Annotated in this window: 12 protein-coding genes and 2 pseudogenes; 8 read left to right on the forward strand and 6 right to left on the reverse strand. The window is 72.0% G+C overall.

Going from position 1 to position 12,776, the window contains the following annotated elements:
- Nucleotides 1–532 (forward strand): phosphoketolase family protein (locus ABT057_RS45220; RefSeq protein WP_502974074.1); only part of this gene is annotated, 532 nt, incomplete at its 5' end.
- Nucleotides 533–869: 337 nt separating this feature from the next.
- The gene (locus tag ABT057_RS45225) at nucleotides 870–1,847 is read left to right on the forward strand and encodes an ATP-grasp domain-containing protein (protein ID WP_352350497.1); all 978 of its coding nucleotides are present in this window, start codon (nucleotides 870–872) and stop codon (nucleotides 1,845–1,847) included.
- Here the strand turns inward: ABT057_RS45225 and ABT057_RS45230 are convergent.
- Nucleotides 1,831–3,708 (reverse strand): PAS domain S-box protein, encoded by a 1,878-nt coding sequence (locus ABT057_RS45230; RefSeq protein WP_502974075.1) that lies wholly within the window; start codon nucleotides 3,706–3,708, stop codon nucleotides 1,831–1,833. The genes ABT057_RS45225 and ABT057_RS45230 overlap by 17 nt on opposite strands.
- Before the next feature lie 257 nt (nucleotides 3,709–3,965).
- Here ABT057_RS45230 and ABT057_RS45235 point away from each other — a divergent pair, with 257 nt between their 5' ends.
- Nucleotides 3,966–4,826: a fructosamine kinase family protein gene (locus ABT057_RS45235; protein WP_352350501.1), complete on the forward strand. Its 861-nt coding sequence runs from the start codon at nucleotides 3,966–3,968 to the stop codon at nucleotides 4,824–4,826.
- A 39-nt stretch (nucleotides 4,827–4,865) separates the two neighbouring features.
- On the opposite strand, the gene ABT057_RS45240 is transcribed toward ABT057_RS45235, so the two are convergent.
- Nucleotides 4,866–5,231 carry a DUF6479 family protein gene (locus ABT057_RS45240; RefSeq protein WP_352350502.1) on the reverse strand — a complete coding sequence of 122 codons (366 nt, stop codon included), beginning with the start codon at nucleotides 5,229–5,231 and terminating at the stop codon, nucleotides 4,866–4,868.
- 136 nt (nucleotides 5,232–5,367) lie between these two features.
- Here ABT057_RS45240 and ABT057_RS45245 point away from each other — a divergent pair, with 136 nt between their 5' ends.
- Nucleotides 5,368–5,754 carry a four-helix bundle copper-binding protein gene (locus tag ABT057_RS45245; protein ID WP_352350503.1) on the forward strand — a complete coding sequence of 129 codons (387 nt, stop codon included), beginning with the start codon at nucleotides 5,368–5,370 and terminating at the stop codon, nucleotides 5,752–5,754.
- Between the two features lie 58 nt (nucleotides 5,755–5,812).
- On the opposite strand, the gene ABT057_RS45250 is transcribed toward ABT057_RS45245, so the two are convergent.
- Nucleotides 5,813–6,376 carry a histidine phosphatase family protein gene (locus ABT057_RS45250; protein WP_352350504.1) on the reverse strand — a complete coding sequence of 188 codons (564 nt, stop codon included), beginning with the start codon at nucleotides 6,374–6,376 and terminating at the stop codon, nucleotides 5,813–5,815.
- Nucleotides 6,373–6,873 (reverse strand): hypothetical protein, encoded by a 501-nt coding sequence (locus ABT057_RS45255; RefSeq protein WP_352350505.1) that lies wholly within the window; start codon nucleotides 6,871–6,873, stop codon nucleotides 6,373–6,375. The genes ABT057_RS45250 and ABT057_RS45255 overlap by 4 nt, the downstream gene beginning before the upstream one ends.
- Before the next feature lie 114 nt (nucleotides 6,874–6,987).
- Here ABT057_RS45255 and ABT057_RS45260 point away from each other — a divergent pair, with 114 nt between their 5' ends.
- Complete coding sequence (locus ABT057_RS45260; RefSeq protein ID WP_352350506.1) at nucleotides 6,988–8,166, forward strand: acyl-CoA dehydrogenase family protein; 1,179 nt, start codon at nucleotides 6,988–6,990, stop codon at nucleotides 8,164–8,166.
- Between the two features lie 151 nt (nucleotides 8,167–8,317).
- Here the strand turns inward: ABT057_RS45260 and ABT057_RS45265 are convergent, their stop codons facing one another.
- Entirely contained in the window at nucleotides 8,318–8,920 is a 603-nt protein-coding gene (locus ABT057_RS45265; RefSeq protein ID WP_352350508.1) for a hypothetical protein, read from the reverse strand.
- A gap of 295 nt (nucleotides 8,921–9,215) precedes the next feature.
- On the opposite strand from ABT057_RS45265, the gene ABT057_RS45270 reads away from it, so the two are divergent.
- The 3 genes and pseudogenes from ABT057_RS45270 to ABT057_RS45280 all read left to right on the forward strand — a co-directional run bounded on the left by ABT057_RS45270 (nucleotide 9,216) and on the right by ABT057_RS45280 (nucleotide 11,426).
- Nucleotides 9,216–10,226: an AraC-like ligand-binding domain-containing protein gene (locus ABT057_RS45270; protein WP_352350510.1), complete on the forward strand. Its 1,011-nt coding sequence runs from the start codon at nucleotides 9,216–9,218 to the stop codon at nucleotides 10,224–10,226.
- 119 nt (nucleotides 10,227–10,345) lie between these two features.
- Nucleotides 10,346–10,426: pseudogene (locus ABT057_RS49340) on the forward strand (3-ketoacyl-ACP reductase); the annotation flags it as partial.
- A gap of 96 nt (nucleotides 10,427–10,522) precedes the next feature.
- Nucleotides 10,523–11,426: pseudogene (locus tag ABT057_RS45280) on the forward strand (SDR family oxidoreductase).
- A gap of 217 nt (nucleotides 11,427–11,643) precedes the next feature.
- Here ABT057_RS45280 and ABT057_RS45285 read toward each other — a convergent pair.
- Nucleotides 11,644–12,753 (reverse strand): alcohol dehydrogenase catalytic domain-containing protein, encoded by a 1,110-nt coding sequence (locus tag ABT057_RS45285; protein WP_352350512.1) that lies wholly within the window; start codon nucleotides 12,751–12,753, stop codon nucleotides 11,644–11,646.
- Nucleotides 12,754–12,776 lie beyond the last annotated feature (23 nt).

The following is a 12,776-nucleotide window of genomic DNA, read 5'->3' on the forward strand; positions in this document are numbered from 1 at the left end:
CACGGAGAACGGCGGCGAGCCGGACGTCGTCCTGGCCTGCGCCGGTGACGTGCCCACCCAGGAGGTGCTGGCCGCCGCGCAGCTGCTGCGCCGCCGGCTGCCCGAGCTCGCCGTCCGCGTCGTCAACGTGGTCGACATGACCCGGCTGCTGCCGCGCGAGGAACACCCGCACGGGATGAGCGACTTCGAGTACGACGGCCTGTTCACCACCGACAAGCCGGTGATCTTCGCGTACCACGGCTACCCGTGGCTGATCCACCGCCTCGCCTACCGCCGTACCGGCCACAAGAACCTGCACGTGCGCGGCTACAAGGAGATCGGCACCACGACCACGCCGTTCGACATGGTCGTCCGCAACGACCTCGACCGCTACCGGCTGGTCATGGACGTCATCGACCGGGTCCCCGGGCTCGCCGTGCGCGCCGCCGCCGTACGCCAGCGGATGGAGGACACACGTCTGCGTCACCACGGCTGGATCCGCGAGCACGGCACCGACCTTCCCGAGGTCGCGGACTGGTCCTGGGACGGCTGAGACTGCAGGTCACGGGCGGCCGGGCAGGGCGCACGGACCGGGGCGGACGGCGCAGGGGAAGGGGCAGGAGGAGGGCCGGTGTGCGCCCTGGTACGGCGCCGCGCGCGGTGCCTACAGTGGTCGGCCGGCCCTGCGACGCGGATCCGGCGGGGCGACACCCCATGGTGCCCGGCCGGGCGTTCGCCCGGACCCCGGTACGGCTCCCGCACACCGGCGCGGCTCCCAGGGCGACGGTGGGCGGACCACCCGCGCGACAGGCACCATCCGTGACACGGCTCGGGCCGCGCACCAAGGGCGCCCGCGGCACGAGCGCGCGTCGACACCACTGGAGGCCGCTGTGTCCCGACCGAGCATCGCCCTGATCGCCGACCCGACGTCGCCCGAAGGATGCCGGGAGTACCTCGCCGACGCCGTGGAACTGCTCACCGGCGCACCGCCCGTCCGGATCGACTCCCGGCACTTCGCGACCGGCGGCACCGGCCGCGGCGTGCCCGACGGGGGCCGGTTACGGCTGCGGGTCCCCGAGGAGCGGCTCGACCTCGCCGCCGACATCGTGCTGCTCTACGAGATCCCGCCGCACCGCCGGCACGAGCTCGCCGCCTTCCAGGAGCTCCTCGAGACCCACGACGTGGTGACCCTCGCCGCCGGGCCGGACGCCTGGCGGACGGCGACGGAGAAGAACCTCACCGTCGCCCGCTTCCACCGTGACGGCGTCGCCCAGATGGAGACCGTCGTCCTGTCCAGGCCCTCCGCCTCCGAGGCGGCCGAGGCGTTCGAGCGGCTCGGCGGCGACACCTGGGCCCGTCCGGTCGTCGGCACCGGCGGAAACGACACCTTCCACGTCACCACCCGGGACCGGCTGCGGCAGGCCACCGCCTACTACGCCGAGCACGGCACCGACTGGATGCTCTCCCGCGACGCGGGCAACGTCACCCCCGACGGGCTGCGCCACCAGTTCCGCGTGTTCGTCCTCGGGGGCCGGGTCGTGCACGCCCGCGAGCACCTCCAGCCCGAACCCGACACCCCCTGCAACACCTGCCGGGGCGCCACCCCCGTGCACATCGACCCGCCCGACCTCCCCGCCCGCCTGGGTGAGCTCGCGGTGGCCGCCACCGCCTCGGTCGGGCTGCCCTTCGCGGGCGTCGACCTCGCCGTCGAGAACGGCGGGGTCGTCTTCGAGGTCAACGTCCAGCCCGCCTTCGTGGACGGCGCGGTGGAGGTGGCGAAGGTGGCCGTGCCGTACGTCCAGGCCCACCTGGACGCCTTCGAACTGGCCCGCGGCGGACCGTCGCGGGGGCTCACAGCCTCAGCGTGAACCAGGTCGTCTTGCCCTCGTCCGTCGGCCGCACTCCCCAGCTGGCGGCGAGGGCCCGTACCAGGAGCAGGCCTCTCCCGGACTCCTCCGTCTCGCCCGCCGACCGCGGCTGGGGCAGCTGCGCGCTGCAGTCGCTGACCTCCACGGTGAGATCGGTGGCCGTGCGGTGCAGATGCACGCCGATGGGACCGTTGGCGTGTTGGACGGCGTTGGTGAGCGTCTCCGACAGCAGCAGGAGCGCGTCATCGACAAGCGACGCGCAGCTCCACGAGGTCAGCGTCCGGTGCAGGAAGGCCCGCCCCCGCGACACCGAGGCCGGGTCGGCCGGCAGTTCGGTGCCGACGGCCGCCAGCGGCGCCGCCGGGAGCTGTGCGAACAGCAGGGTCACGTCGTCGTTGTGACTGTCCGCGTCCGGCAGCAGGTTCACCAGCACATGGTCCGCGGCGTCCTCCAGGGACGGCGACCCCCTCAGGAACTCCTCGAGCAGCACGGTGAGTTCACCGATCCGCACCTCGATGTCGCTGCCCGGTGTCTCGACCAGGCCGTCCGTGTAGAGCACCAGGGTCGCGCCCGGCGGTATCTCCGTGCTCGCCTGCTCGTACAGGACGTCCCCCACCCCGAGCGGAGCGTTCACCGGGCAGGGCAGTGCTCTGATGCCCTCGCCCGCCCTGGCCACCAGCACCGGCAGATGGCCCGCCGAGCAGACGGTGACCGTGCCCGTGTCCGGGGCGATCACCAGATAGCAGCAGGTGACGAGCTGGTCGGGGACGTCCAGGTCGGCGACGCAGGTGTCCAGCGCCCGCATCAGCTGACGCGGCTGCATCCCGGTCTTCGCCAGCGCGTGCGCCGCCGACCGCAACTGGCCCATCACCGCGGCCGCTTCTAGCCCGCGGCCCATCACGTCGCCTATCAGCACCCCCACCCGGTCGGCGCCCAGCGGGATCAGGTCGAACCAGTCGCCGCCGACGCCGGCGCCCTGGGTGGCGGGCCGGTAGCGGCTCGCCGTGTCCAGCCCGGGCAGGGCGGGCGGGGTGCCCATCAGGCTCCGCTGCAGGGTGAGCGCGATGTGCCGCTGCTGTTCGTACAGCGCGGTGAGTTCGGCCTCCGCGCGCTTGCGGTCGCTGATGTCCCGCACGATCGCGCACGCCCCGACCACCGTGCCGTGCGTGTCCCGCGTCGGCCACAGCGTGACGTCCACGTCGAGCAGCGTCCCGGCACGGGTCAGCCGTAACGTCTCGAAGTGCTCGACCTTCTCGCCGTGCCGCAGCCGCTTCAGCAACGACCGTACCTCGCCCCGCAGTTCGGGCGGGGCCAGTACCGACACATGCCGCCCGATGACCTCCTCGGCCGTGTAGCCGTACAGTCGCTGCGCGGCCGCGTTCCAGTAGGTGATGTCCCCGTCCAGCGTCTTGGCGAGGATCGCGTCCTGCGACGACTCCACCAGCGCGGCCAGTTCGTTGATCCTCGCCTCGGCCGCCTTGCGGTCGCTGACGTCACGTACCGCCGCCGACACCAGCGGCCCGTCCGCCGTCTCCATCGGGCTCAGACTGATCTCGACGGGGAACTCCGTGCCGTCCTTGCGCAGCCCGTGCAGCTCCAGACCCGCGCCCATCGGCCGCACCTGGCGGTTGGCGGTGTAGCCGCCCCGGTGCACGGTGTGCTGGTCGCGGAAGCGGTGCGGGATCAGCAACTCCACCGGATGCCCGAGGAGTTCCTCGCGGCCGTAGCCGAACAGCGCCTCGGTCTGAGCGTTGACCAACCGGATGGAGCCCGTGTCGTCGACGATGACCATGGCGTCGGGGGCCGCCTCCAGCAGCCCCCGGAACCGCTCCTCGGCCCCGCTCGGCGCGCCGTCCGGCACGGGCGCACCGCAGACGCACCGTTTCTGCGGTGCTCTGCCCGCTTGCCGCACGGGTCCTGCCTGCATCACGTCGGCCATCTTCCACCTCACCCTGCGCGACGGTTCAGGCCACTACAGCGCCTTTCGGCCGCCTCCGCTCCGCGAAGTCGTTTACTGTCCGTTCACTGTCCGAACCTGAACGACCGTTCACCGGTCGCCGCGTGATCCGGAACGGAGTTCTGCAGTTCCCCCGTCCCGCGCGCCGTACGCTCGGGTTCATGTCCGTGCCGCCCGATGCCGGTTCTGCCGCCGCCCGGTTCACCCGTGCCGCCGTCCGACGGACGCGCCCGCTGTCGGGCACGCTGTCTGAGGCCGTCCTCGAGGACGGGCGGAGGGTGATGGTCAAAGCGGGCGACGGTCCGGGCGCCGTACGCGCCGAGGTGGCCGGTCTGCGCTGGCTGGGCGCGGCCGGCGCGGTGCGCGTACCGGCCGTGTACGGCTGCGACGAGCGGTGGCTGGTCACCGAGCGGGTCGTGACCGGGGCGCCCGGCCGCGAGGCCGCGCTGCGGTTCGGCCGGGATCTCGCGGCGCTGCACGCCGCCGGAGCCCCCGCGTTCGGCGCGCCCCCGCCGGACGGCCCGGAGGATGCCTTCATCGGGTCGGCCCCCATGCGCAACGTGGTGGGGCAGGAGTGGCCCGGCTGGTACGCCGAGCACCGGGTGCTGCCGTATCTGCGCTCCGCGGTCGACAACGGGACGGTGCGCCCCGCCGAAGCGGCCGTCGTGGAGCGGGTGTGCGAGCTGCTGCCGGGGCTGGCCGGCCCCGCCGAGCCGCCCGCCCGGCTGCACGGCGACCTGTGGAACGGCAACGTGCTGTGGGGTGCCGACGGCCGGGTCCACGTGATCGATCCGGCCGCGCACGGCGGACACCGGGAGACCGACCTCGCGATGCTGCGGCTCTTCGGCTGCCCGTACCTGGAAGAGGTGCTGGAGGGCTACCGGCAGACCGCGCCGCCGGCCCCGGGCTGGACCGGACGAGTGGGCGTGCACCAGCTCTTTCCGCTGCTGGTGCACGCCGTGCTGTTCGGCAGGCCCTACGCCGAGGAGGCGCTCGCGGTGGCCCGCGACGCCTGCCCGTGACCGATGGCCCCGTAGCCGGGGGCCGGCCTGCCGGTCCCGTCAGTGGGCGCCCAGACCGCCGCCGCCGAACGAGCCGCTGCTGCCCTTGCTCCACCGCGGCCGGGTCTTGGACTCGCTGGGTTTCGTCTGCATGTTGTGCAGTTCGTACGGGGTGAGGGGGCGGCCGCCCTTCGCGATCCGCGGCACCTCGTCGGGCTCGCGGTTCTCGCGGATCTCGTGCACCGGACCGCCCGGCGGCAGATGCGGCTGCTCCTCGGGGCGCGGTCTCGGCGACTCGCGCATCTTGACACGCGCGCCCAGCCAGAAGCCGCCGGCCAGCATCGCCACGACGGCGATGCCCACCACGAACAGCACGAGGCTGAGCAGGCCGCTCGCGGCGGCCAGCTGCTCACTTGCGGTACTCATATCGGCCGATTACCCCAGGAACAGGGCGTGAATCGCCCCCGCCTCAGCCGTCACCCAGCGTCGGCGCCGCGACACACAGGGCTTCCTGGTGCGGGTGCCCACGTTTGGGGCGGCCCGCCCCGGCTACCCGCGAGGCGTGACTTCGACGACTTCCCAGACCGCTTCCCCCGAGGAACTCTTCCGGTTCCTGGAGGACCGCTTCGCGGTCGCGCAGGCCTGCACCGAGTGCGCCCGGGCCTGCGCGCAGCGTGCGAGCCTCATGGATCCGGACGCGACCGACCGGCAGGAACTCGTGCGGCGCAAGGGCATCCTGTGCGCGGAGGTGTGCGACGCGACCTGCCGGGTGCTCTCCGAGGGCCACCAGACGGACGAGGACGCCATCCGGGTCCAGCTGGAGTGGTGCCGGACCGTCTGTCTGGAGAGCGCGCACGCCTTCGACAAACACCCCGGCGCGCAGGAGAGCGCCGAGGCGTGCCGTGCGTGCGCCCGCGCCTGCACCGACTTCATGACGACCCTGGCCTGAGGACCCGCGCGGCGATCCCGGGTCCGATGGGGTGCCGCGTGATCCTCGGCGGGCGCCCTCACAGGGGGTGCCCCATCCGCACGTTCCACCTCCCGGCCCGTCCGCTGAGTTCGACCGCGGTCAGCGGGGGGACGTCCGTGCGCCAGAACGCCGACGCGGGTGCGCCCAATGCCGTCACCACCGCGGCCCGGACGACCTCCGGCTCGGCCACCGCCACGGTCCGCCCCTCCCGTGAGCCCGCCGACTCCAGCCAGCCCGCGACCCGCTCGCACACCGCCCGCACGGACTCCCCGCCGTGCGGCGCCGCCGTCGGATCCGCCAGCCACCCGGCCAGCGCCTCCGGCTCCCGCGCCCCCACCTCGGCCAGGGTCTCGCCGCGCCAGCGGCCGGCGTCGAGGGCCGCCAGCTCCGGCGCGTCCACCGCGTCCAGCCCGAGCGCGGCCGCGGTCTCCCGGCAGCGCACGGTGGGGGAGGACCAGACGTGCTCCGCCACCGGGAGCGAACCCGCCGCCGCCCGCGCCTGCCGCAGCCCGGCGGCGTCGAGGGGGCAGCCGTCGTCGAAACGGGCCTCGCGCAGGGCGGCGGTGAGCGCGGGGGAGACCAGTACCAGCCGACTCGTCATCCGGCACCTCCGGTCCCTACCGGGTCCGGCATCCGCCGCATCACCGGGACGGGCAGCCCCGGATGCCGGGCCGCCTGCTCCGCGGTGTCCTTCATCGGCAGGTCGGCGGGCGCGTCGTCGCAGGACCCGGCGAGGAAGAGGTGCACGACCCGGTCCTCGTCCCGGGCCGGCCGCTCGACGAGGTCCGCCGGGAGCCGCCGGGCGCGTGCGACACCGCGGCGGACGACGGGGTGGGCGGAGACGGCGAGCCGGCGCATGGCGTCGGGGCCGTCGTGCAGGGCGGTGACCGGGTCGAGATCGTGCGACATGGTCCGCGCATCGAAGGGGAAGCCGATCCCGGCGCGTTCCTCCCCCCGGACGGTGACCGTCGGCGCGGTCTCTCCCGAGGTGATCCGGCGCCAGGCGGCCCGGGGCTCGAGCGGACCCTCGGTCCACCAGGGCTTCGCGATCTCCAGCCCCGCCCGCCCCAGGAGGGCCTTGAGTTCTCCTACCGTCATGAGACGACATCCTCCCTGTGAGGACATCCTTCCCGCACCGCCATTCCCAATTTCTGGAACACGTTCTACCGTGTGCGCCGTCAGGACACCGGCCTTGGGGAGCCAGGAGGCGCCGTGCACCTCGACCACACGCCCGAGCAGCAGCGACTGCGCACCGAACTGCGCGCCTATTTCGCCGAGTTGGTGCCGGACAACGCCTACGCCCGGCACTCCGACCCGGTCGGGGCGAAACGCTTCTACCGCGCCACCATCCGCCGGCTCGGCGCGGACGGCTGGCTCGGCGTCGGCTGGCCCGAGGAGTACGGCGGCCGCGGCCTGACCCCGATCGAGCAGTTCATCTTCTTCGACGAGGCCGCCCAGGCAGGCGTACCGCTGCCCCTGATGGCGCTGAACACCGTCGGCCCGACGATCATGCAGTACGGCACGGACGAACAGAAGGCGTACTTCCTGCCGAAGATCCTCTCCGGCGAGATCGACTTCGCCATCGGCTACAGCGAACCCGACGCGGGCACCGACCTGGCCGCCCTCAAGACCCGGGCCGTGCGGGAGGGCGACGAGTACGTCGTCGACGGGCAGAAGATATGGACCACCAACGGCGACACCGCCGACTGGGTCTGGCTCGCCGTGCGCACCGACCCCGAGGCCCCGCCGCACAAGGGCATCACCATGCTCCTGGTGCCGACCACCGACCCCGGCTACTCCTGCACGGTCATCCGCACCCTCGCCTCGCACGACACCACCGCCAGTTACTACGAGAACGTCCGCGTCCCCGTAGCCCACCGCGTCGGCGCCGAGAACCAGGGCTGGCGGCTGATCACCAACCAGCTCAACCACGAGCGCGTCACCCTCGCAGCCCACGGCACCATGGCCATCCGCTCCCTGCACAACGTCCAGCGCTGGGCCGCCGAGACCAAGCTCGCCGACGGCCGCCGCGTCGTCGACCTCCCGTGGGTACGCCGCCGCCTCGCCCAGACCCACGTCAAGCTCGACGCCCTCAAGCTCCTCAACTGGCAGATGGTGGGCGCCCTGCAGAACGGCACCCTCACCCCGCAGGACGCCTCCGCCGTCAAGGTCTACGGCTCCGAGGCCCGCCGGGACGCCTACGGCTGGCTGCTGGAGGTCGTTGCGGCGCCCGGCGCGCTCCAGGAGGGCTCGGCCGGCGAAGTGCTCCACGGCGAACTCGAGCGCGGCTACCGCTCCGCCGTGATCTTCACCTTCGGCGGCGGCAACAACGAGATCCAGCGGGAGATCATCTCGTGGATCGGCCTGGGGATGCCGCGGGTACGGCGCTGAATGCCCATGGCCACTCCGCGCAGGTGAGTTCGAGGACGATTCCGCCCATGTCGAGCGCGCTTGCGGACGTGGTCGCCCAAGGAGGGTTTCTTCAGCAGGAGCTGTCCGACGGGGGGCCGCGCCCTGTGCCGGACAGCTCCTGGAAGACGGGCTAACCCTTCGCGGCGGTGCGGCCGATGAGGCGCACCGACCAGGGCCTGCTGCCGAGTGCGTCCAGGAAGGAGGTCAGCTGGAGGAAAAAGGCACCGTGAAACACGAAGGTGCCGACGATGAGCTTCCAGCCGAAGCCCTGGCTGAAGAAGCCGGGATGGAACTCCGGGAAGTTCATGGGAGTGAACCAGAGCAGGGCCACCACGGACATGCCGACCCCGACCGCCTGACCGGCGATGAAGTTCCCGAACCGTGTCGAAGGCAGCGGCAGCAGCGGCCGGACCAGGTAGGCGTAGGCGAGTCCGAAAATGAATCCGTTGATCGAGCAGGCCACGTAGCCCAGGACGTACTTCGTCACGTCACCGGCTTGTGGTGCGATCAGAAAGCCGTTGAACCTGGACCAGTCGATCTTCTGCAGGCCGATCATCCGGTACCAGAAACCGCTGATGAGAGCGAACTGGATGGCGGCGAACGCGGCGAGCATGGCGTGTGCGACAGGCCGTGAGCTGCCGTCCGCGGTGGCGGGCACTGCCGCCCCGGTGGATGCCTGGGCGGCTCCCTGCGGGTCGGACGACGCCGATGGCAGCATCTCGGTTGCGGTCATGATTGCTCCTCCAGGAGGCGGGTGTCGTGCGGCAGGGCCGGCGCGCGCTCGTCCGGCACGTCGCTCGGCCGATGGCTCCTGCCGGTGCCCCGATCATTGGGCTGAGATGCCTGTCCCGCTTGTGTCTGGGCGCACGGCTACTTGGTTCGCTGAGCACTGCCCGACGGCGGCGATGATCGATCGCCCCGGCGTCCACCTGGCGTCCGTACTGGGCAGGGCGGGGCGGTGCCGTGCGATCCGAGGAGAAGGGTGGTTGTGAACTGGCCACTTTGGCTTAAACTCCACGCAAAGGAAGATGGCCGGGCAAGCCCATCTCCTCGGGGGCCGGATGCGCCAGGAGGTGAGCGGCATGCCCCGGATGACGACGCCGAGCGACGGCACGGCCGCAGAAAGACTGGAATGCTGGCGGGACACGATCAGCCGGAGCCTCGTGCCTCTGGAGGTCCTGCCGCGTGAGTGCCCCGACTTCCACGCGTCATTGCACGCCGCCCAGGTCGGCCCGGTACAGATGTCGGTCATCGCGGCCGAGCCGCATACGATCGCGCGCACCCGTCGGCATATCGGTTCCGACGCCCCCGACTTCTTCCAGCTCACTCTCCAGCTCACCGGGCAGGGCGTGCTCACCCAGAGGGACCGCCAGGCCCGGGTGAGGCCGGGGGAGCTGGTGGTCTACGACACTCGTCTTCCCTTCACCTACGACCTCGACCAGCGGCACAGCGGGCTCGTACTGATGTTCCCTCGGGTCATGCTGCAGATGACGGACCGTGACCTGGAGCGGGTGACGGCCACTCCAGTGTCGTGTCACGACGGGATCGGCCAGGTGGTGCGGCCCTTCTTGTACGGGCTGGCGCGGAAGGTGACGCACGTGGAGTCCTGCGGTACCCCTCGGTTCGCCGACAATGTGGTCGACCTGGTCGGCACCCTGCTCGCGGAGCGCGCCGACGCGGACCGGGGAGCCAGGGACGACGGCCCGGGCCCGCTCATCCGGCGCATCCTCGTCCACATGGAGCAGCGCCTCGCCGACCCAGGACTGAGCCCTGAGAACATCGCGGCCGCCCACTGCATCTCCCGCCGCTACCTGTACAAGTTGCTGGCAGAACAGGGGTACACCGTCTCAGGCTGGATCCGGGAACAGCGTCTTGCCCGGTGCCGCCGCGACCTCGCCGATCCGGCCATGGACCACCTTCCGGTCGGCGCGATCGGTGGGCGCTGGGGTTTCCCCGATCCGGCCCACTTCAGCCACATCTTCAAAGCGGCCTACGGCATGAGCCCCCGGGAGGCGCGCGCGGCCTGGCGGAACGCCTGACGGGCATCACCCCAGGTCAGGCGCCCTCGGCACCCCGCGCCCGGAAGTTGCGCCCGGTCGAAGAGACGGCCCACCTCGTCACCGTCGGCCACGTCCGCCGCGGGGCCGCCCGCGTGGAGGCGGCGGCCGTCGCGTTCCTCGCCGGCGCGGCGCGCTGGATCAACGGACAGATCCTGTACGCCAACGGCGGCCTGGCCTGACCGCTTCCCCTTCCCATCCCTCCCCTCTTCTCCCCTCCCCTGCCTCCCGGCATCCGTCCCGCCCAGCCCGGGCCGATTCCCCAGGAGAGAACTCGGATGAAGAACATCGTCGTGATCACCGGTGCCTCCAGCGGCTTCGGCGCCGGTGACCGCCCGCGCCCTCGCCGACGCCGGCAACACCGTCTACGCCGGCATGCGCCAGACCGACACCCGCAACGCCCCGCAGGTACAGGCCGCCGCCGACCACAGTGCCCAGCACGGTGTCGACCTGCGCGCCATCGAACTCGACGTCAACTCCCAGGAGTCCGTCAACACCGCGATCGACCGGGTCTTCACCGAGCACGGCCGCATCGACGTCCTGATCCACAATGCCGGGCACATGGTCACCGGCCCGGCCGAGGCGTTCACCCCCGAACAGCTCGCCGAGCTCTACGACGTCAACGTGCTCTCCACCCAGCGGGTCAACCGGGCTGTCCTGCCGCACCTGTGCGCCGCGGGCCAGGGCCTGTTGATCTGGGTGTTCAGCTCCAGCGTCAAGGGCGGCACCCCGCCGTATCTGGCTCCGTACTTCGCCGCCAAGGCCGCCATGGACTCGCTCGCCGTCAGCTACGCCGCCGAGCCGGCCCGCTGGGGCGTGGAGACCTCCATCGTGGTGCCGGGCTCGTTCACCAGCGGCACCAACCACTTCGCCCACTCCGGCCACCCGGCCGACCAGGCGATCGAGGCGGCGTACGAGACGAGATACCCCGGCCTCATCGAACAGGTCGCGCAGACGCCGGCCGCCCTGACCCCCGAGGACGCGGATGCGTCCCTGGTCTCCGACGAGATCGCCCGCATCGTCGCGCTCCCCGCCGGGCAGCGCCCGTACCGGGTCCACATCGACCCCGCCGACGACGGCTCCGAAGAGGTCTCCGACGTCGCCGACCGCGTCCGCCGCGAGTTCCTCACCCGGGTCGACCTCGCCGACCTGCTCACCGCGCACCCGGCCGACACGCTCTGAGCGGGTTGATCACGAGCGTTGTCGGCATCGCCCGGCGAAGAGGGTCGCGCCGTCGGGCCCGGCGGCGGTCGGCGCACCGCGCACCGGTGACCCTCGCATTCAGCGGTGGGAGCCGACCGTGCGCGGTGAGAGGAAGGGTTACTCCGCCTTCGCCCGCTCGACGTCACGGCCGCGAGCTCGGCGGCCACCGAGCGGTGCCTCGGCGGCCGGTCCCGCCCTAGATCTCCACGAGGTAGCTCGTGAACCCGCCCTCACCGCTCGACACGCCGGAGATCGCGTCGTTGATCTCGTCGAGCGGCCAGGACTTGGGCTGGAGCACGGAGATGTCGATCGCTCCGCTGCCCAGCAGCCCGGCCAGTTCCAGGCCTTCGGCAGCCGTGAACCAGACCGAGCCGATGAGTTCCATCTGCTCGTCCATCCACCACTTCACATCGACGCCCAACTCGCCTGCCGTACCGCCGATGTTGACGATCCGGCCGCCGCGGCCGACCCCGCGCATCGCGTCCCCCAGCGAGTCGAGCGAGGCGACGGCGCCGAGGGTGTCGATCATGAAGTCCGCGCCCCGGCCCCCGGTGCGCGACTTCACCCAGGCCTGCGTGCCGCCGCCGCGGTTGGAGAAGATCTCTATGCGGTCCGGGGCGAGTTCCGCCAGTCGCTCCAGCAGCGGCACACCGCGCGCGACGGCGAAGACGCGGGAGACACCGAGCGCCAGGGCGACGAGCGTGACGCCGACACCGAGGGTGCCCGTCGCGCCGTTGACGATCAGTGACTTGCCGGCCAACGGGCCGAGCTTCTTGACCGCCGCGTACGACGTGCCGAGGTAGCCGAGCCGGGTGGCCTGCCGGAACTCCAGGTTGTCGGGGATCTTCACCAGCGCGCTCTGCGGCGCGAGCATGTACTCGCAGAAACCGCCGTAGGGGTAACGCGCGAACATCTCGAGGCTGCCCGGGTTGTAGCCGAAGTAGCCGCCCAGGGTCCAGTAGTCGCACTTCTGCGGTGTGCTCGACCCGCAGGCGTGGCAGGCACCGCATGAGCGGCCCGGGTTGACGTAGACGCGGTCGCCCGGCCTGACCCCCACGACCTGCTCGCCGATCTCGTGGACGACGCCCACGGGGTCGAGCCCGAAGATCGCCGGGAGCGGCGGCAGCGGCATCTGGGGGTACCACGTCTGCCAGTTGGCGAGGACGTTGGCCAGGTTCGGCACCATGCCGCAGCCCTTGACGGCCACCACGACGTCCGTGCCGCTCGCGGTCGGCCGCTCCACGTCCTCGATCTGCATCTTCTCGCCGACGGCGTGCAGCCGCGCGGCGCGCATCAGTTCGGTCATCGTCTCTCTCCATGCTCGGGGGC

Source organism: Streptomyces sp. NPDC002588, assembly GCF_040295925.1.
Lineage (GTDB): Bacteria > Actinomycetota > Actinomycetes > Streptomycetales > Streptomycetaceae > Streptomyces.

Excerpts from the sequence above, each read along its gene's own strand:
- ABT057_RS45235 (WP_352350501.1), top strand. The coding sequence starts at position 3,966 with ATGTCCGTGCCGCCCGATGCCGGTTCTGCCGCCGCCCGGTTCACCCGT.
- ABT057_RS45240 (WP_352350502.1), bottom strand. The coding sequence starts at position 5,231 with ATGAGTACCGCAAGTGAGCAGCTGGCCGCCGCGAGCGGCCTGCTCAGC.
- ABT057_RS45255 (WP_352350505.1), bottom strand. The coding sequence starts at position 6,873 with ATGACGGTAGGAGAACTCAAGGCCCTCCTGGGGCGGGCGGGGCTGGAG.
- ABT057_RS45265 (WP_352350508.1), bottom strand. The coding sequence starts at position 8,920 with ATGACCGCAACCGAGATGCTGCCATCGGCGTCGTCCGACCCGCAGGGA.
- ABT057_RS45285 (WP_352350512.1), bottom strand. The coding sequence starts at position 12,753 with ATGACCGAACTGATGCGCGCCGCGCGGCTGCACGCCGTCGGCGAGAAG.
- ABT057_RS45270 (WP_352350510.1), top strand. The coding sequence starts at position 9,216 with ATGGCCGGGCAAGCCCATCTCCTCGGGGGCCGGATGCGCCAGGAGGTG.
- ABT057_RS45250 (WP_352350504.1), bottom strand. The coding sequence starts at position 6,376 with ATGACGAGTCGGCTGGTACTGGTCTCCCCCGCGCTCACCGCCGCCCTG.